This window comes from Psychrobacter sp. UBA3068 (genome assembly GCF_002366815.1).
Lineage (GTDB): Bacteria > Pseudomonadota > Gammaproteobacteria > Pseudomonadales > Moraxellaceae > Psychrobacter > Psychrobacter namhaensis.
Genome location: NZ_DFBY01000011.1, coordinates 26,561 through 46,115, shown reverse-complemented (window position 1 = coordinate 46,115; position 19,555 = coordinate 26,561). Strand labels below are relative to the sequence as shown.

The 19,555-nt window shown below is 44.9% G+C and carries 15 protein-coding genes; 9 read left to right on the top strand and 6 right to left on the bottom strand.

Translation table 11 applies throughout. The annotated features are described in order from the left end of the window. Window positions 1-38: 38 nt before the first annotated feature. From B2P60_RS02785 to glpK, 4 genes are all read right to left on the bottom strand, one after another. Complete coding sequence (locus B2P60_RS02785; protein ID WP_193006223.1) at window positions 39-731, bottom strand: TetR/AcrR family transcriptional regulator; 693 nt, start codon at window positions 729-731, stop codon at window positions 39-41. A gap of 230 nt (window positions 732-961) precedes the next feature. Then, a complete protein-coding gene (locus B2P60_RS02780) occupies window positions 962-1,990 on the bottom strand; it encodes an endonuclease/exonuclease/phosphatase family protein (protein ID WP_193006164.1) in 1,029 nt (342 codons plus the stop codon). 303 nt (window positions 1,991-2,293) lie between these two features. Continuing rightward, complete coding sequence (locus B2P60_RS02775) at window positions 2,294-2,764, bottom strand: hypothetical protein (protein ID WP_226949493.1); 471 nt, start codon at window positions 2,762-2,764, stop codon at window positions 2,294-2,296. Between the two features lie 518 nt (window positions 2,765-3,282). Next, window positions 3,283-4,875: a glycerol kinase GlpK gene (gene glpK / locus B2P60_RS02770; protein WP_286739321.1), complete on the bottom strand. Its 1,593-nt coding sequence runs from the start codon at window positions 4,873-4,875 to the stop codon at window positions 3,283-3,285. Window positions 4,876-5,235: 360 nt separating this feature from the next. Here glpK and B2P60_RS02765 point away from each other — a divergent pair, with 360 nt between their 5' ends. From B2P60_RS02765 to B2P60_RS02745, 5 genes are all read left to right on the top strand, one after another. Continuing rightward, entirely contained in the window at window positions 5,236-6,894 is a 1,659-nt protein-coding gene (locus B2P60_RS02765) for a TolC family protein (protein WP_286739320.1), read from the top strand. A gap of 72 nt (window positions 6,895-6,966) precedes the next feature. Further along, a complete protein-coding gene (locus tag B2P60_RS02760; RefSeq protein ID WP_286739319.1) occupies window positions 6,967-7,860 on the top strand; it encodes a YihY/virulence factor BrkB family protein in 894 nt (297 codons plus the stop codon). Between the two features lie 48 nt (window positions 7,861-7,908). Continuing rightward, window positions 7,909-9,117 (top strand): HlyD family secretion protein, encoded by a 1,209-nt coding sequence (locus B2P60_RS02755; RefSeq protein WP_286739317.1) that lies wholly within the window; start codon window positions 7,909-7,911, stop codon window positions 9,115-9,117. 3 nt (window positions 9,118-9,120) lie between these two features. Continuing rightward, on the top strand, window positions 9,121-10,446 hold the full coding sequence (locus tag B2P60_RS02750; protein ID WP_286739315.1) for an ABC transporter permease: 1,326 nt from the start codon (window positions 9,121-9,123) through the stop codon (window positions 10,444-10,446). Continuing rightward, on the top strand, window positions 10,446-11,648 hold the full coding sequence (locus tag B2P60_RS02745) for an ABC transporter permease (protein ID WP_286739314.1): 1,203 nt from the start codon (window positions 10,446-10,448) through the stop codon (window positions 11,646-11,648). The genes B2P60_RS02750 and B2P60_RS02745 overlap by 1 nt, the downstream gene beginning before the upstream one ends. Window positions 11,649-11,739: 91 nt before the next feature. Here the strand turns inward: B2P60_RS02745 and sthA are convergent, their stop codons facing one another. Next, the gene (gene sthA / locus B2P60_RS02740) at window positions 11,740-13,389 is read right to left on the bottom strand and encodes a Si-specific NAD(P)(+) transhydrogenase (RefSeq protein WP_193006172.1); all 1,650 of its coding nucleotides are present in this window, start codon (window positions 13,387-13,389) and stop codon (window positions 11,740-11,742) included. 162 nt (window positions 13,390-13,551) lie between these two features. Beyond that, a complete protein-coding gene (ppsR, locus tag B2P60_RS02735) occupies window positions 13,552-14,448 on the bottom strand; it encodes a posphoenolpyruvate synthetase regulatory kinase/phosphorylase PpsR (RefSeq protein ID WP_226949486.1) in 897 nt (298 codons plus the stop codon). A 638-nt stretch (window positions 14,449-15,086) separates the two neighbouring features. Between ppsR and ppsA the strand changes: the two genes are divergently transcribed. The 4 genes from ppsA (at window position 15,087) to rpsR (ending at window position 19,550) form a co-directional block, all read left to right on the top strand. Beyond that, complete coding sequence (ppsA, locus tag B2P60_RS02730; protein WP_230709772.1) at window positions 15,087-17,471, top strand: phosphoenolpyruvate synthase; 2,385 nt, start codon at window positions 15,087-15,089, stop codon at window positions 17,469-17,471. A 129-nt stretch (window positions 17,472-17,600) separates the two neighbouring features. After that, window positions 17,601-18,596, top strand: coding sequence for an RDD family protein (locus B2P60_RS02725; protein ID WP_198334073.1), 996 nt, complete (start codon window positions 17,601-17,603; stop codon window positions 18,594-18,596). Window positions 18,597-18,898: 302 nt separating this feature from the next. Beyond that, window positions 18,899-19,303, top strand: a complete 405-nt coding sequence (gene rpsF, locus B2P60_RS02720) for a 30S ribosomal protein S6 (RefSeq protein WP_101205443.1) — start codon at window positions 18,899-18,901, stop codon at window positions 19,301-19,303. Window positions 19,304-19,319: 16 nt separating this feature from the next. Further along, complete coding sequence (rpsR, locus tag B2P60_RS02715; RefSeq protein WP_010198808.1) at window positions 19,320-19,550, top strand: 30S ribosomal protein S18; 231 nt, start codon at window positions 19,320-19,322, stop codon at window positions 19,548-19,550. Window positions 19,551-19,555 lie beyond the last annotated feature (5 nt).

Genomic DNA, 19,555 nt, shown 5'->3' with positions numbered 1-19,555 from the left:
CCGGCTCTTCTATACTCGCTACCTATAAACCATCCACATTAGCGGTTTTTACGGGGAAGTTTTTCTGGCAGATAGCAACGTAAATAAGCAATAAACGCGGTGTTTGCTTCTTGAATATAGTCATTGGTAATCGTTTGATGACGGCGATAAGACAACGTGAATATAGCGTTGACAATACTATAAGCAATTAACAAGGTGTCTTGAATATCATCAAAATTTGGCATCTCATAACGCTCTGATAAACGCTTATAAACCAAATCAACGATTTGATGATCTATATCTTCGCCAAAGCTATCACCTTCAAAGTCAGGCGTGTTGGTGTCATAAATCAGCTTGGCTTTGGTTTCATCGCTATGGAATATCATCACACACTTATCGATAAGTGCGGTGAGATACCCTTGCCATCTGTCATAATTACCAATATCGACCGTTTCTACCATCTCCAATATTTCGATAGCATTCAAAAAGCGTAGGGCTAAAAATATTGCTTCGATATTAGGAAAAAAGTGATAAGCAGAGGCTCTTGGAATACCTGCTTCTTCACATACAGCAGCTAAGGTAATATCGTTAATAGCCTGTGTTTCACTCAACTTTTTGGCCCCAGCCAAAAGTTTTTGACGGCGCGCACGGCCTTGTTGACTGGTAAATTTGAACTTGTTTGGTACCAGTTTTTTTGCCAATTCCGAGTCTACCAACACATCTTCAATTTTTTCGTCTTTGTTTTCGCTCATCATAAGTCTCTTAATGTTACACCCTATTTTATAAATATAATCTTCAGTGGATAGTATTCATCCCAAATTGAAGGATTACTTCCTATTAGCTATAGTATAGCGCTAATACTATTAAGGCTAATGGAGAGGCATCATAAACGCTTGTACACTATCAAGCAAGGGAGATAAATGGGTTAAAAATAATGTGGGGGCCAACAATTTAGTAGAGTTGACCATTCAATGTAATAAAATTAGTCGTTAAGTTTAATTTGCGCTCTTATAATACCATGATCGATGACCCTATCTGCATAATCCCACTTCAAATGGTCATTAAAATAGTCAACCCGCTCGACCCGGCCCAGTGAAAACTTGCTATCAGGTAAGAACTCTTCTGAAACAAATAATTGATCGATCACCTCTGGCATACCTTGATATATATGGGTGTATGCCACATCTTTCATCCAACCATAACGCGCTTGAATACGAGCGGCATCAAACAACGCAACGTCACGCATACTTTTATCGTAGTTGACTTCACCCGTCTCGCTCATCAATTGCGTGGTCACGCTACCCGTGACATCGTTCATATCACCTAACAAAATCAATGGCTCACGAGTATGATGCAAGCGCTCAATGATCGACAGACGAATAGAGGCCGCTTCTGCGGCGCGCATGCACAAACTACGAAGCTTGGCACGGACTCGAATGTTTGGATCGTCCATGTCTTCTAGTAGCGCCCCGTTTTCATCACGCAAGAAAAAAGCGCGTTTGCTTTTTAGATGTGCGGTAATGATAGTGATTGGCTGACCATAAGCATTGACACGTAAGAGCAAGGGCGGACGATTAAACCGTTGATAAGGACCAATATCAGGAATATCAATCACCGCCTTTGGTACCACGTCTTCGAGCAAACGACTCTCTAATTGCTTAAAGCGACTGATAATACCGACAGCTGGCGTATGTTGCGCCCCTTTACCTTGCGTATATGGACTCGCACTCTCGTTGCTTGCCAATGGAATCACAACATGCTCAGGCTGAAAACCTAATGAGACAGCCAATGCTTCAAGTGCCTTACTGTCCCACACTTCTTGTACAGCAATGATATCGGCATGGGCCTTTGCTAATAAATCACTAATACCGCGCAGTTTATGTTGGTACTCTTTATCGGTATAAGCGGGCGCATTGTCATAATAGATACGATTGGGATTAGCAAGATTCAGTAAATTAGCCGTTGCTATGTAGAATTGCTTTTGTCGGCTTCCATTCGCATCATTGGTCATAAATTACCTATAATTATCGTCATTAATCCCAGTTTATTACAATTACACGCCTCTGATATTAAGATATCAAACCGTACTAATTCATAGTAAAACCCATCTCATAGTAGGATCTACCATAAAAAAGCCTCCAAAGAGACCTTTGGAGGCTTTAAAATAACATAAATTAGTTTGGTTTTCTCATCTGTAGACCAATATCTACAATCAGACTAACTTTAGTGATGAGATAGTAAGATTTTGTATTGTTGGCTTACTAAAATGAAGTCAGCTATTAGTCATACTTCATAACGTCGTACTCATTTAGCTCTATGATACGCGATTCCAAGCATCACGTGATGCTCTACGGGCATCATTCCATTCCATACGAGAGTCACCTTTGACTTCATGCCATGAACGTTCTAAATCGGCTTCATGATCTTCAAAACGGGCATCCGCAGGATAGCGTGCGCGATTGGCGTAACCAACTGCATAAGCTGGATGCATATCCCGGTCAAAGTCATACCCTTCTCTGTAGTAATCCGCCTTTGCATGTTCTGCACGCCAGTACGCTTCTTCACGTGTTGGGTCAATCGCTTCTGCTGCTGCATGGCCAGCACCGCCACCAACGATAGCGCCAATAGCACCACCAATTAGAGTTCCTAGCGGTCCTGCCATGGTACCGATCGCGGCACCTGCTGCGGCACCGCCCACTCCACCAATACCTGTACCTACTGGATGCGAACCTGGCTCGCCTGTGATCATGTCAGCGTTTAAATCTTCTTTTGTTTCGTCTGACATATGTTTTACTTCGTCACGATCGATAGCATCATGATCACCTGCAACATAGTCCCGTTCCACGCGGTCATCTACGATATTGTCGTTTTCATGTCTAACGACTCGATTACCGGTTACCGTATGATCACGATCCGTTAATCGACGTTCATTGTCATCAATGATGCGCTCTCTATCCCCTACTTCACGGTAATCATCATCAATTACACGATTATTAGGGTCTGTAATGCGGCCATCGTTATTCATAGTATTGTCCTTAAATTCGTTGTTATATATTAGAGTTATTAAAGGCTAATTTATTGATTAATAAGAATTAGCGGTCTTACTTAATTTGTCTAAATAAAGTATAGGAATTTATGGCCAAAGATCGATAGATGGGTTATGTAAACTCTGTCCGAGTTACGATTGTCTTGCGTTACAGCCTGTATCTTTATATCAGTTCTGTAGAACGGTAGAGCCTTTTAGGTAATTAGCCACTCAGTGGTTAGCGCGGTTTAACGACTCTGCTTAATTATTTATACGCCTTATACGACGCTCAAAGCTCTATTTATAGCCTGCTGCCATTTGTGCAGATGCGCCTCGCGGATATCAGCAGACATTTTAGGTTCAAAAACCCGATCAACTTGCCATGAGGTTTTTATAGTTGCTTCATCGTATAAACCCGCTTTTAACCCAGCAAGTAGTGCCGCTCCTTTGGCAGTGATCTCTGTATCCTTAGGACGCAGTACAGGCACATCCAATAAGTCAGCTTGAAACTGCATCAGTAAGTCATTGTTGGCCGCCCCGCCATCCACTCTTAGCTCGGTGAGAGGCTGAGGGCTGTCTTTTTGCATGGCGATCAGTACGTCATAAGACTGGTAAGCGACCGCCTCTAAAGCGGCGCGGGCAATGTGGGCTTTGGTCGTGCCGCGGCTCATACCCGTGATACTCGCGCTGATGTCCGTGCGCCAATAAGGGGCACCAAGCCCTGTGAATGCAGGTAACAATACCACGTCCCCACTATGGTCGACTTGCCGCGCTAACGCCTCGATCTCACTGCTTTGTTGAATCATACCCAAATTATCGCGCAACCATTGGACAATGGCGCCAGCCATAAACACGCTACCCTCCAACGCATAAGTCACTTCTTTTTTGGGTGGTTGTAGCATACGTCGACCGGATTGTACGATCTGATCAAACGAGAGACTCTCTGGACGAGTGGTCGCAGACTTTCGTTGCCAAGCAACGGTGGTCAATAGCTTATGCTCACTAAGCTTGGGCTCTTTGCCAATGTTCATTAGCATAAAGCACCCGGTACCATAAGTGTTTTTTGCCATACCCGCATCAAGACAACCTTGCCCAAAAAGCGCTGCCTGCTGGTCGCCCAGTACTGCATGGATGGGGATTTGTTTGGCAAACAGTCCTTTTTTGGTTTTACCAAAGTCACCATCAGAGGGTAGTACTTTGGGCAGCATCGTCATTGGTATCGCAAAGCAGGCGCACAGCTCTTCTGACCACGCCATTTTATGAATATCATATAATAGGGTGCGAGAAGCATTGGTCACATCAATGACATGCTCACCGCCAGTGAGCTTATATATGAGCCAACTGTCTATGGTACCGACAGCCAATTCATTTTTATTGGCACGTGCACGCCACTTGGGATTGTGCTCTAGTAACCAAGCGATTTTACTGGCACTAAAATACGAGTCTAAGCGTAAGCCTGTGATACGTTGCACAGCACTTGCCATGTCCTCATGACTGTCACTAGCTATGCTACTCGCGCGCTCAGCAGCCAATGTTTTACAATAGCTTGCCGTCCGTCTGTCTTGCCAAATAATGGCCGGTGCTAAGGGCTTGCCTGTCTGCTTATCCCAAATGACAATAGACTCACGCTGATTGGTAATCGCAATACTGGTGACATCGGTGGCAAGCAGTCCTGCCTGATTGATGACGTCATGCGCACAGCTAATCTGTGTCTGCCAGATTTGTTGCGCGTCTTGCTCGACAAATCCTACTTGCGGTGTTTTCAATGTCGTTGGCTGCTGCGCCATTTTGATCGGACGCGCGTGATCATCGTACAGTATCGCTCGGCTTGATGTTGTGCCTTGATCTAACGCCAAAATATATCCTGTCATTACTCACATCCTGTCTTATTTTATGCATTTTTGTCATTTGGGATTTTACAGCCGTCTCTATTCTAATCGCCTATGTTTTTTATTATCAACGCCCATCCCTCACGTCCAGATAGTTAAGATACATAGCACATAAACGGCCGTCATTCAATGCAAAATAAGCCTATAATGAGCATTGACCCGTCACTATTGTGGCACTACAGTGTACGCTTTGTTATTGGTCACAAAACGCGCGCCTGTGCTAACAGTCTACACTATCGTCCTCGCATGAATGGGAGTTAGCGACGACAGTCGATATTTTTAACAGGTTACGTGACTCTAAAATCAAATACCTTGCACTCTAATTAATGGCTTATGTGACTTATGAAATTTGCTTTATCAACTCTGTCTACTGCGGTGTTGACGGTTACGCTCATGGGCTTAACTGCCTCTGCCTTGGCAAGCGCGAACGAGAATAACACTGGGGCGCAAAATGAAGTAACGTCCGTCACTGTGACGCAAATTGTGGACGCTGATAACCAAAGCCTTGCTCAAGACGCGAGCACTCCCAACAACATCACGCCTGCTAACACTGAGCAACAGCGTAAGTTGACACCTCTTATCGACCCTATTACCCGCAAACGTATCGATAACAGCTACCCATTAGAAGTATCTAGCCTATTAAGCCTTGAGCAAGCGCAACGTATTTTGTTGCAAGTTTCCCCAAAAATTGCTGCCAATCAAGCAGCGATTGCCGCCAGCGAGTATCAAACTGACGCGCTCAAAACCATAGATAACCCTTTGCTATTTGCCCGAGTATCAGCCAGTGCTTACAACTTAGACGCGGATGTTGACTTATCGACGCTCAAAAACAACATTGTGAATGACGTTAACACGAGTGTTGATGATGTGATTCCCTCCATTCCACCACCCTTAGAACTCCCAAACTTCGGTGAGTTGGTTGGTGAACGTATTCCAGATTCATACGAATTAAAGCGCTCGGGCTCAACAGCTGGGGCAGGTCTTGGTGTGGTGTGGCCAATTTATACGGCTGGACGCACCACTGCTTTGACAGCCGCCTCCAATGCCCGCACCCAAGAAGCCGTAGCAGACAGTCTGTTGGACACCAATGAGCTTTATGACACCTTAATTGAGCGCTATTTTAAGGCACAACTGGCGATCATTGCCGCCTATTTACGTGAAGACGCTTATGATACGTTACAGCAGACCGACCATATGGCGCAGCGCCTTTTTGAAGAAGGGTTTATCTCGCGTGTGGATCGCTTAGAAGCCCAGTCCGCACTGGCTGATGCAAAGAGTGAGTCAGTCAATGCCAATAATGATGCCCGTCTGGCTATGATGGCGCTACAACGCCTACTGCGTACTGATTATCGCATCAAACCCACGACCCCTCTGTTTGTTTCCAGTCGTCCTTTACCAGACGTCACCTACTTTCAAGAGTTGGCGCTCAGTAATCACCCGGGGCTACAAAAAGTCGCTGCCAAACGAGCCCAGGCTGAGCAGTTACACGCGCTATCAGACACCGGTTATAAACCGACCGTTATGCTCTATGGCTACGGACAAATAGAAAAAGACCCCAGCTGGGTTGCCGGAATATCTGCCAGCTGGAAGCTGTGGGGTGGAATCGATAAAACAGCGTCATTGGCATCGAGTCATGCCAAAATACGTCAAGCGGACCTGTCTGAGATTGAAGTCAGTGACAACCTATTACTCTTGGTTGAGAAGAACTGGCACGATGTCAATAATGCCCAGTCACGTTATCAGGCGTTACAAAGCAATGTAGATTTGGCCGCAGAGGTACTGCGTTTGCGTCAATTGGGATTGCAAGAAGGTGTGAATACGCCAATCGATGTGGTACAAGCACAAACGCAGTCCCTCAAAGCACGTACTGAACAAGCACAAGCGGCGAATAGTTATGTACAGTCATTAGCCGCCCTTATGCAAAGCTGCGGTACACCTCTCGCCTTTAACGCTTATCTCAATGCAGCCGACATTCGGCTGCCGACCTTGTATACTGAATAACGATTTTATGTTAAAAAATCATAGGGCGTGTTGATAGACGCTGATACCGATTATCACGCAACGACTCATACTATGACCAACCCTATTGTGGATGACTGTTTTATGACAAAAATAACTTCTAAATTACCAAGTGGGCTACAGCCTTTGTTAGCAACGTGGCGTATTGCGAACAACTCCAATATTTGGGCGCATTGCGCAAGCGTCGGTTTTTTTGGTTTTTTGTCCATTTTTCCAGTAATGGCCGTGTTTGTACTGCTTTATGGTCTCGCGTTTACCCCCACTGAGATACAAGCACAGATCTCGTTGTTACGTGCCTTTATCCCTGATAGTGTTTATGACATCCTTAACGCACGTTTAAGCGAGTTACTCTCTAACACCACGTCCACACTCACTTTTAGCCTAATTATATCGAGCCTGCTCGCTCTCTATGCTGGCTCTAAAGGCATAAAGTCTTTGATTATCCTTATCAATCTTGCCTTTCATATCTCTCAAGAACGTAGCTTTATACAACGCACGATTCGAGCGCTTGGTTTGACCTTGGGCGCGGTCGTGGTTTTGATCATAGCGATCTCCTCGATTGCTATTATTCCTTTAGGGGCCGCCTATTTTCCCTTCCCTCAAGTCGCTAAGACGATTGCGCTTTGGAGCAGATGGCCGATATTGGCTGGTATCATCTTCTTAAGCTTTCTAAGCCTATATCGCCTAGCCCCAAACCGTGATGCCAGAGCGCTAAAAAAACTGATGCCAGGCGCCACTCTAGCGACTGTCCTCTGGATTGTGTTGTCTGTGTTATTTTCGATTTATGTGCAAAACTTTAATAACTACAGCGCTGAATTTGGCGCGCTTTCAGCAGCCGTGGTCATTATGCTATGGCTTTATTATTCAGCATTTATCATCGCCTTTGGGGCTATTTTTAACTCTGAAATCCTAGAAAGCGCCAAACCTTATGCGGTTCGTATGTATTAGTAATAAACCCTTTACTCTCAACTTTATGGCTTTAGGAATCTCACTGTCATGACTGACGCTACCAACGGATCAGACAACTCACGCAAGTTAAACGACTCAGAATCATCAACCACACCAAACAGCCACGACAATGAGCAAACACCTGCCAGCCCTGACGTTGATGAAGGCCCTGCTGACCAATCGAGAGCGGCGCCCAATTATCAACGCACACCTGCAAAAACAAATAAGCCCGCCATGACAAAAAAAGGACTGCTCGCTTTACTTTTTTTGATCGTAGTGGGCGTCATCGCTTATGGTCTGTATAAGAGTAATCAGCACAGCGAGCCGCAAGTTGTGACGCTACAAGGACAAATGCAAATGCAGCAAACGTCCATTGCGGCAAAAGTGCCAGGCCGGATTGCTCAAATTTTAGTAACAGAAGGTGATATGGTGACGGTTGGTCAACAGCTGATTGAAATGGACTCGCCTGAAATTAACGCTAAGATCAATCAAGCACGGGCCGGCAAGCAAATGGCACAAAGTCAGTTAGACAAAGCAGAAAATGGTGCCCGTCCACAAGAGATCGCTCAAGCAAAAGCGGCATGGCAAGCCAACAAGGCAGCGTCGGATTTGGCAGAAAACACGTATCAGCGCGTCAACCGCCTTTATGAAGAAGGGCTAATGGCACGGCAAAAACGCGATGAGGCGTATGCACAATACCTAGCCACTCAAGATCAAACCGAAGCCGCGCGCTTGCAGTATGATTTGGCGATGGAAGGGGCACGCAGTGAAGACAAATCAGCCGCGATGGCGCAAGTCGCACAAGTCGACGCCCAACTAGAAGAAGCACTGGTAGCAAAAGAAGAAGCCAATTTAACAAGCCCTATCGCTGGTGTTGTTGATGATGTCATTGTTAATGCTGGTGAAGTTATCGGTCAAGGCGTGCCTATCTTGACGTTAGTCAACACCAATGATCAATGGGTGGTGCTAAACGTCACCGAGACGTATTTGAATCAGTTTGCGATTGGTCAGCAGTTTACTGGTACGATTCCTGCACTCTCGTCAGCCAATAAACCTTATACCAAACTGTTTACCGTCTATGCCACGTCGACGCTGTCTGACTTTGCTACTTGGCGCCCGACCAACAATGATGACGGCTTCGATGTACGTACTTTTGAAGTAAAAGCACGGCCAACGACTCCTGATGCACGTATTCGCTCAGGTATGAGCGTTATTGTACGTATCAATCCCGCCCCTAATAATCAAAGCCAAGAGTAAGCCATGCGCCTGACTAAGCTAAGTGGGGCTTTTGTACGTAGCGCGGCCTACGAGCGACGGTTTTTAGCCAAAAATCCATGGGACTTTACCATGGTAGTCTGGATACCACTCGCAACTGTGCTGCTGATTTGGTGGATATTCTCCCACACTCAGGTAACAGATTTACCCATTGGGGTCATCGATCAAGACAGCGGCCCTATTGCCCACACTGCCGTACGTTACTTAGAAGCCAGCCCTACTCTGACGGTAAAACAGCGGTATTATTCAGAGGCTGAGGCAGAGTCAGCCATCTTGCAACGTGATATTTATGCTATCGTCGTTATTCCTCATAACTTTTCTCGCAATATTTTATCGGGCAAGCCAGCCCCACTGATTTTGCAAGTAAACGCTCAGTACGGTACGCATTCAGGTATCATTCAAACCAGTGTCCAAACCATCGCAGGTACATTATCAGCAGGCGTTGAGATACAGCGTTTAATCAAGCAAGGCATGGCGCCGTCGCAAGCAGCAATCGCTTACTCACCGATTAAAATACAACGCATCAGCCTATTTAACGCAGCAACCGACTATCAGCAGTTTTTAGCATCAACCGTTATTCCTGCGCTGCTACACATTTTGGCCATGGTTATCGGTGCGACGACCATGGGCCGTGAGCTGCGTGATAGAAAACTTGGGCACTGGTATCGTTTTATTAATACCAGCCCGCCTAACTTGACCTTATGGACGCACCGTAAAACAAGATCAATCTTAGCAACAGATCATCCCAAAAACCGTCAAGAAGGGTGCAAAAAGGATAAAATCCCTAGTAAAAGCATAGCTACCGAACAAATAGATGTTTTGGTGTTGTTGTTTGGCTTACTGGGGAAATATTTTTGGCCGATATTGGCCTATAGTGGTTGGGCGATGTTAGCGCTCTGGTTTGCCACCCCCCAAGAATCCATTGCCATCCGATCAGTCACGGTCACCTATATCGGTCTGATACTACTGCTGACGCTGTCCTTTTGGCTCGGTGCTATTTTTACCTTAAGCTCATTCTCGTTACGGATGGGCCTGTCTTCTACGGCGTTTATGTCAGCACCTTCTTACGCCTTTGCTGGCGTCACTTTTCCTTATATCGCCATTAGTGACAGCGCCCAGCGCTGGTCCAACGCTCTACCACTGACCCATTATCTAAAGCTGCACATTGCACAATTGCAAATGCAGGCGCCTTTTGCGGTGTCGTTGCCGATTGTCTATGGGCTTACCATTGCGACATCGATTGCGCTGTTTTTGACCGCGTTATTAACCAAACGCGCACTTTTGCATCCTGAACGTTGGGGAGCACGCTAATGTCACGGTCATCACACCATAATGTGTCTACCACAGCAGCAGACTCAAAAGCACACTCGTCCTCACAAAAATTTTTAGGCAATTTTTTACAGACCATAACAGATGTCTTTTCTGATAAAGGCGTTCTTTTACTGTTAATGATTGCCCCTATCATTTATGGCTTCTTCTACCCTTGGCCGTATTCAACAGAAGTGGTCAATCATGTGCCAGTTGGTATCATTGATAACGACAACAGCAATCTATCACGAACCATCGTGCGCTATGCCAGTGCCAGCCCCCAATTGGATACAAGACACTTTCTCAATGAACAAGAAACCAAAGAAGCCATGTGGTCAGATGAAATCGCTGGATACATGATTATTCCAAGCGGGCTTGAGCAGCAAGTGCTGTCTGGAAAAGCCGCTTACGTCAGCGTTCTTGGTAATGGTGGCTATTTTCTGTTAAATAAAAACGTACAGATGGGGTTCTTAACAGCCGTTAGTACGGTATCAGCTGGTATTGAGGTTAAAAAAGAGGTAGCACAAGGCGCATATTTAGCGACGGCAGCGGCCAACACTCAAGCGGTGCCATTAGAGATTACTCCTTTATACAATCAAACAGAAGGTTACGGTGCGTACGTCGTGCCAGCGGTCTCTATTCTTATTTTGCAACAAACACTTTTGATAGCGACGGCGATGCTGATTGGCACGCTATATGAGCAACGTCGCCATACGACCAGTGTTCGGGGCTGGCTTGGGCGTATTGCGGCGCTTAGTATGTTCAGCTTCACTGTTGGCTGCTTTTATTATGGTTGGGCATTTGAGCTACATCACTACCCGCGCGGGCAAAACATGCTTGGCAGCCTACTGTTTCTGCTGCTGTTTTGTCCCACAGTGGCGACGCTTGGGTGCGTACTGGGGCTTTGGTTCCGTCAGCGTGAGCGCAGTATGCAAATTTTGATTTTCAGCTCCCTACCCATGTTTTTTGTCAGTGGCTATCCATGGCCAGCCAACCAACTGCCCGAGTTTTTACAAGTAATACGGTGGTTGATACCCACCACACCTGCTATTAACACCTCTGTCCAGCTGAACCAAATGGGCGCCAGTGTCTCACAAGTCGCTACTGGATTTTATGCGCTTGCTGCTTTATGGGTATGTTACTTTGTCCTGCTCATGTTGATCCGCTGGCACAACTCTGTAAAGCAAGATAACGCCTTGCTCTAAGGCACATTTAACAGACAGCAATCAGCCAAAAAAAAGCGCCCGCAACATTAGTGGGCGCTTTTTTTAGTTTATTGTTTCAGACTGTCAGATCTTAAAAAACCCGATTCAAACCGTTCAATGCAGCCACGCGGTAAGCTTCTGCCATCGTTGGATAGTTGAAAGTCGTATTGACAAAATACTCAAGCGTATTATTGCTCTTACACTTCATTACTGCTTGGCCAATATGGATAATCTCTGAAGCATGGTTACCGTAGCAATGTATGCCTAGGATTTCTAGCGTATCACGATGGAACAAAATCTTTAGTACGCCCGAACGTTCACCAATGATTTGTGCCCGTGCCAAATGTTTAAAGAACGCTTGACCCACTTCATAGGGGACTTTTTCATCCGTCAGCTCTTGCTCTGTTTTACCGATACATGAGATTTCAGGAATCGTATAAATACCCGTCGGTACACTAGATACTGGCTCAGCATCACTGTCACCCACCATAAAGGCAGCGGCACAGCGCCCTTGGTCATAAGCAGCAGACGCAAGCGATGGCCAACCAATGACATCCCCAGCCGCATAAATATTTTCGATCTCAGTACGATACGTGTCATCCACTTTTAATTGACCACGACTGTTTGCTTTGAGACCAATGGCTTCTAAGTTTAAACCTTCCGTATTACCTGAGCGACCATTTGACCAGAGAATGGCATCAGACTTGATTCTTTTGCCACTCTTGAGATGTAAGACCACATAATCATCATGAGTCTCCAGATAATCAATCTCTTCGTTACTCCGGATAAGCACACCAAACTGTCTAAAGTCATGCGCGATAGCATCACTAATTTCACTGTCTAAGTAGTTGAGTAGCTGATCTTGGTTATTGATTAAGTCAACTTTATAGCCAAGACCGGTAAAAATAGAGGCATACTCGCAACCAATGACACCGGCACCATAAATGATGATTTTTTTAACCACATAATCCATTTGCAAGATCTTGTCAGAGTCAAAAACGCGTGGATGGTTAAAATCTAGAATATCAGGACGATAAGGACGGCTACCGACGGTGATAATCGCTTTATTAAAAGTGATGGTTTCATAAACATTGTCATCCACTTCAATACGCAGCGTGTGGGCGTCGACAAAGCTCGCCCACCCTTGAATGACTTCAATACGATTGCGCTCATAGAATCGTGTATGCGTACTGACTTGACGACGGATCACTTGACGCGCCTTAGCCAACACTTCATTTAGCGGCACTTGCTTATATTCCATCGCCTTGGTAAACATAGGATCACGGCGAAAGTTAATCAAGTTAAATACGGATTGGCGTAATGCCTTACTGGGAATGGTACCGACATGAGTTGAATTACCGCCTACTTGGTCACGCGGATCGACCACGACGACTCTTTTGCCAGATTTGGTCAGCTTCATGGCCGCCGCTTCACCAGCTGGACCTGCCCCTAAAACAACGGCATCGTATTCATACTCGTGATTGTCACTTTTTAGACGGCGAGAGTCTTTAGTAAAACCGGATTTGATATCAATTCGCGTGTCATCGAGCGGATTAACAAGGTCAGGATGATGCATGACATCATCAGTGACCTGCTCGTGGGTTTGCTCTATTTTTTGCTTTTTGTTTTTACCTTCGGTATGTTCAGGGCTTGGCACGTGTCCGCTTGATTTATTTGATACTTCGGTATGAACGTCTTTACCCGTATCATTGGTCTCGTCACTTGCACTTTTACTTACCATGGTGTCCTCTTTATTTATTGGTTCTATTTAAGGTGTGTATGTAAGAGTTGATATTTTTCAAATTTAAGCTGGCTAGCAAAGGTTTGCTTACCATACATCGTGAGTGTAGGAAATTTTTACAATGTTGATGACAGCAACCACTATATATAAGACAGTATCTCATCAACCGATTCGGCGCTTAAGTCCGGTCATCTGTAGGATACGCGTGGCAATTTCTTCAACAGACATCTCAGACACATCTAAGCTTGGGATGCCATGAGTGATATAAATCCCCTGTATCGCACGCTGCTCTTGCTGACATTGCTGATAGCTAGAATATCGACTGCCCGCGCGGCGTTCCTGACGAATTTTTACCAAGCGATCTGTGTCAATTAATAGACCAAACAGCTTGTCCTTGTGCTCACGTAACGCTTTTGGTAGCTGATTGTCATACAAATCATCTTCAGTCAGAGGATAATTGGCGGCGCGAATACCAAATTGTAATGCTAAGTATAATGACGTCGGTGTTTTACCCGAACGCGATACCCCAATCAGAATAATGTCTGCTGCGTTATAATGGCGAGTCCGTGCCCCATCGTCATTGTCTAAAGCAAAATGAACCGCATCGATACGTTCTTTATATGTCTCAGAGTCAACATCATCGTGTGCATGACCTGAATGTCCATCTGGCTCCACGCCAGTCTCTTCAGCAACGCGCCCAATCAAGCCTTCATACATGTCTAAATTACAGCTTTGGGCAGAGTTGATCTTTTCACGAATCTCAGGGCTCACAATCGTATCAAACACCAAGGGCAACAAACCGTCTCGTTGATAGGCCATATTGATCTGCTCGACCGCATCTTCTGCCCGTTCCAAACTATCCACATATGGCAATACTCGGGTCTCAAAAGGGACCGAGGCAAACTGACTCAAAATAGCACGGCCAAGCGTTTCAGCGGTAATCGCTGTACCATCCGAGATAAAAAACGCCGTTCTAACAGCTTGGGAGCTGTCTAAGTTGAGCGCATGGCGGTTTTGAATAGTGGGATTCACTTGTTCCGCTGGATTGCTTGAATACATAACTGTGGCACCTCGATTAAAAACACAATAGTGACCTTCATTGCGCTTGTGTCTCTCACCTATTTTTAACTGATGTTGCGTGGTCTGACGGGACGCTTTAGATCAGCACTGATATTGACTACTTATATCAGAACCAGTCTCTACTATTTATGCCATACATTATACGCATAATAGCGGCCTAATAGAAATCAATGTTACAGGTGTACACCTAGAAATCCACATAGAAGCTCATGTAGAAACTCATATAGAAACCCAGACTGTTTTTAGTCTGCTCCTCTTAATTGATTGTACTTATCGTAACGTTTCAGGGGTCACCTTGGTTAAACTTGCCTAATGTGTGGCAAGATACACATCACAGAACATATTAAGCCCGCTTTTATGCCGTTAAATTTACTTGTTTATAAGCCCATTTCTTAAAACCGTGAAGTCGTACGGGCATATATTGACCTTGTGTAAGGCCTCTTTATTCACCTCTGAAAATTAATAATAACCGCGACTTCTATGAATGTGTGTAGCAAACTCGACAATTTGTATCTTTTTAACAAGTTTTTTGGTTCAACCCCTCGAAATTGTCCTAATATAGCGGTATAATTTACCGTTATAATCTTTACTAAATAACCTTATTTTCTGGAGTTATCATGGCAGCGCAATCTACAGCACTTGTAATCAATCTTGATCAGCTAGGAAAAGACGACATTGATATGGTCGGTGGTAAGAATGCCTCACTTGGCGAGATGATCAGTCATCTTTCTGATTTAGGCGTGAGTGTGCCAGGCGGTTTTGCCACCACTTCAAATGCATTCAACCGTTTTTTAACAGAAACCGGCTTGCTGGACAAAATCAATAGCGAGCTAAAAACGTTGGATGTGAATGATGTCAATAAGCTTGCTGCCACTGGTAAAAAAATCCGTACTTGGATTATTGAACAAGAGCTGCCTAAAGATCTTGAGCAAGAAGTGCGTCAATCATTTGAAACCATGAGTGGCGGCGAAGACATCGCGGTTGCGGTACGCTCTTCTGCCACTGCCGAAGATTTGCCAGATGCGTCATTTGCCGGTCAACAAGAGACCTTTTTAAACATTCGCGGTATTGATAACGTTCTGATTGCTATTAAAGAAGTGTTTGCATCACTATACAACGACCGTGCCATCTCTTACCGTGTCCATAAAGGTTTTGAGCACGAAGGTGTTGCGCTATCTGCAGCCGTACAGCGTATGGTACGCTCAGAGACTGGCGCTGCGGGCGTGATGTTCACGCTCGATACCGAAAGCGGCTTTGATCAAGTGGTCTTCATTACCTCAAGCTACGGTTTGGGTGAAATGGTGGTTCAGGGTGCAGTAAACCCAGATGAGTTCTATATCTCAAAACAATTACTAGCCAATGGTAAGCCTGCCGTTATTCGCCGTAACCTAGGTAGCAAGCATAAGAAAATGGTCTATGGTGACGAAGGTAGCACGGCAAAATCCGTTAAAACCGTTGATGTTGAAAAACAAGACCGTATGCAGTTCTCTTTGTCTACTGAAGAGCTAACCTCTCTTGCCAAACAGGCCGTAACGATCGAAAAGCATTATGGCCAAGCGATGGATATCGAGTGGGCAAAAGATGGCGATACTAACGAAATCTTTATCGTGCAAGCACGTCCTGAGACTGTTAAAAGCCGTCAAGACAGCAATGTCATGGAACGTTATGTCATCGATACGACTGGCGCAAAAGTATTGTGTGAAGGTCGCTCAATCGGTCAACGCATCGGTTCAGGTAAAGTCCGTATCGTAAGCAACCTAAACGAGATGGATAAAGTGCAAGAAGGCGACATCTTGGTATCAGACATGACTGATCCTGATTGGGAGCCTGTCATGAAGCGTGCCTCTGCTATCATTACCAACCGCGGCGGCCGTACCTGTCATGCTGCCATTATCGCACGTGAGCTAGGTGTGCCAGCCATCGTGGGTTGTGGTAACGCCACTGAGCTTTTGGTTGATGGTCAAGAAGTGACTGCCTCTTGTGCCGAAGGTGATACTGGCTTTATTTACGAGAGTCTGATTGATTTTGAAGTACAGACCAACTCTGTCGAGTCTATGCCAGAGCTTGCCTTCAAAGTCATGATGAACGTTGGTAACCCAGATCGCGCGTTCTCTTTCACGCAAATGCCAAACGAAGGTATTGGTCTTGCGCGTCTTGAGTTCATCATCAACCGTATGATTGGTGTCCATCCAAAAGCGTTGCTCAACATGAACAGCTTGCCACGTGAAATCTCGCAAGCCATTCAAGAGCGTATCGCAGGCTATGCCTCACCGGTTGACTTTTATGTTGATAAATTGGTCGAAGGCATCTCAACCCTAGCCGTTGCCTTTATGGATCAGCCCGTTATCGTACGTATGTCAGATTTTAAATCAAACGAATACGCTAACCTGCTTGGCGGTAAGTTGTACGAGCCATCAGAAGAAAACCCAATGCTTGGTTTCCGCGGTGCTAGCCGTTATGTATCTGATAACTTCCGTGACTGCTTTGAGCTTGAATGTAAAGCGCTGAAACGTGTACGTGACGAGATGGGCTTGACCAACGTCGAGATTATGATTCCATTCGTACGTACGGTTGGCGAAGCCGCTGAGGTCATCGAGTTACTGGCAAAGAATGGTCTAAAACGTGGTGAGAACGGTCTACGTGTCATCATGATGTGTGAACTACCGACCAACGCCCTACTAGCCGAAGAATTCCTAGAACACTTCGATGGTTTCTCAATCGGCTCTAACGACTTGACTCAGCTTACCCTTGGTCTTGATCGTGACTCAGGCATCGTCTCACATCTATTTGATGAGCGTGACCCTGCTGTTAAGAAACTGCTCACTATGGCGATCGATGCCTGCCGTAAGCAAAACAAATACGTGGGTATCTGTGGCCAAGGACCATCGGACCATCCAGATCTTGCTTTTTGGCTCATGGAGCAAGGTATCAGCTCTGTGTCATTGAACCCTGATTCAGTGTTAGACACATGGTTCTTCTTAGCTGGTGAAGAAACGAAATAAGCCATCACGTTCAGTCACAGCAGTAATTCACACAGTCATTAAAGAAACAATTATTAGGGTCTATTTGAAAAATATTAAATAGACCCTAATACTAGGTATCATATATAGTGACTTAAGATATGACTAACTATGCAGGCAATTATGCAGATTTTCCTTGCTCGAAATAACGTACAAGCTGGTCCATACGATTTGGAGCAACTTAATATCATGTTGGCGTCTGGTGAAGTATTACTAGATGATTTGATGTGGCACGAAGGCTTAGATCAATGGCAGCGCGTTGGCACCTTAACCAATAATCAAACGGTTTATAGACCGACCAATATTGGCAGTTCGGATGTTAATGACTCTATTATTAATAACGTCACGATCTTTCCTGAAGATAAAGCCAGTAGTGATCAAGATGGCAAGTCAGTATCGTTAGATAGATTGTATGGCAAGCCTGAGCGGCCAAAAGACACAAGTAAAAAAGTGAAAGCTGACATGACAAGCAACCGTCAGCAAACACCGCATAACAACGTGTCCTTAAATAAATCTAGTATCAAAAAAACCGCTACGGATAAAGACAAGGTCATTGGAAACGTCGTACTTGCGCCTATCATGTCGCGGGTGCTCGCTACTGCCATTAATGGCTTACTGTATCTATTGGCCATTTTTCCACTAGTGATGGCTTTGACCAACATGGATGTGGATTATAGTAAATTTCAAAATATCCAAGATATGGACGCCGCTTATCAGTATTCAATGACGCTGATGGAAAGCCTTCCTAGCAGCACACTGATGATGTCGCAAGTCATGGTCTTTGGTTTATTTGCGTTGCAGTTGGTCTTTATCACCATGCGTGGTCAGTCACTCGGTAAGCTGCTGACGGGTATCCGCGTCGTGGATCAAACCACGCATCGTCTGCCATCATTTACCAAACTTATCGGTGTACGAACGTTACTGCTGTTTATTATTTACAATTTATTGTTCTCTTTTACTAGCTTCTTAGGTTTTGTCATTATTGCGGTTCACTATTATATGGCCTCTAAAAGCGCCAAAAATATTGGTTGGCATGACAAATTGGCTAAAACCTTAGTGGTAAAGGCAGACAGCAGTCAATTGGTCAAAGAACCCAAGATTAAATAATCGATTTTCATCCTGATGGTTAGTTTGGTTCTTAATCACATGCCTGAGTTCTTGCATAAAAAAGCAGCGTCTCATCGTTGCTTTTTTGTTGGTAATAAACAATGGGGTGTTGGCATATTTTATTATGGGCGCCTTAGTGATTAACCTTTGTGTTAATCACTAAGTACTGTTATAATACGGCGCTTTATAAACTAAGCTTATCCTCTCCTGTATTTTTTATATTTACTGGACATTAGGTTTACCTTATAAATCTCCTTGCTATTAACATAGGGTTAATAGCTACTAATCCGTAAGGAGTCATAATGCGACATTACGAACTGGTGTTACTTGTACACCCAGACCAAAGCGACCAAGTGGTCGGCATGGTTGAGCGCTACATCAAGTTAGTTCAAGACAACAACGGTGTTATCCATCGTCTAGAAGATTGGGGCCGTCGTCAACTGGCTTACCCTATCAACAAGATTCACAAAGCTCATTACGTTCTTTTCAATATTGAAACTGACGGCGAGACTTTGGCTGAACTTGAAGAATTATTCCGTTATAACGACGCGATCATTCGTAGTCTAGTTATGCGCCGTGACGAAGCTGTCACTGAAGAGTCGCAGTTAGCCAAGAATGCCGATGAAAAACGCGCACGCAAAGCAACTACTCGTCGTCCAGACAATCGTGAAAACGATAATGACGACAACGACAACAGTGAAGACTAATTAAAGGAGAATACTCATGGCACGTTTCTATCGCCGTCGCAAATTCTGCCGTTTCACTGCTGAAGGCATCACTCACATCGATTATAAAGATGTTGAATTGCTAAAACAGTACATCAGTGATAATGGTAAAATCGTACCTAGCCGTATTACCGGTACCTCTACTAAATATCAGCGTCAACTAGCGACTGCTATCAAGCAAGCTCGTTACTTATCGCTACTTCCATACACTGATAACCATCAAGGTTAACCGCT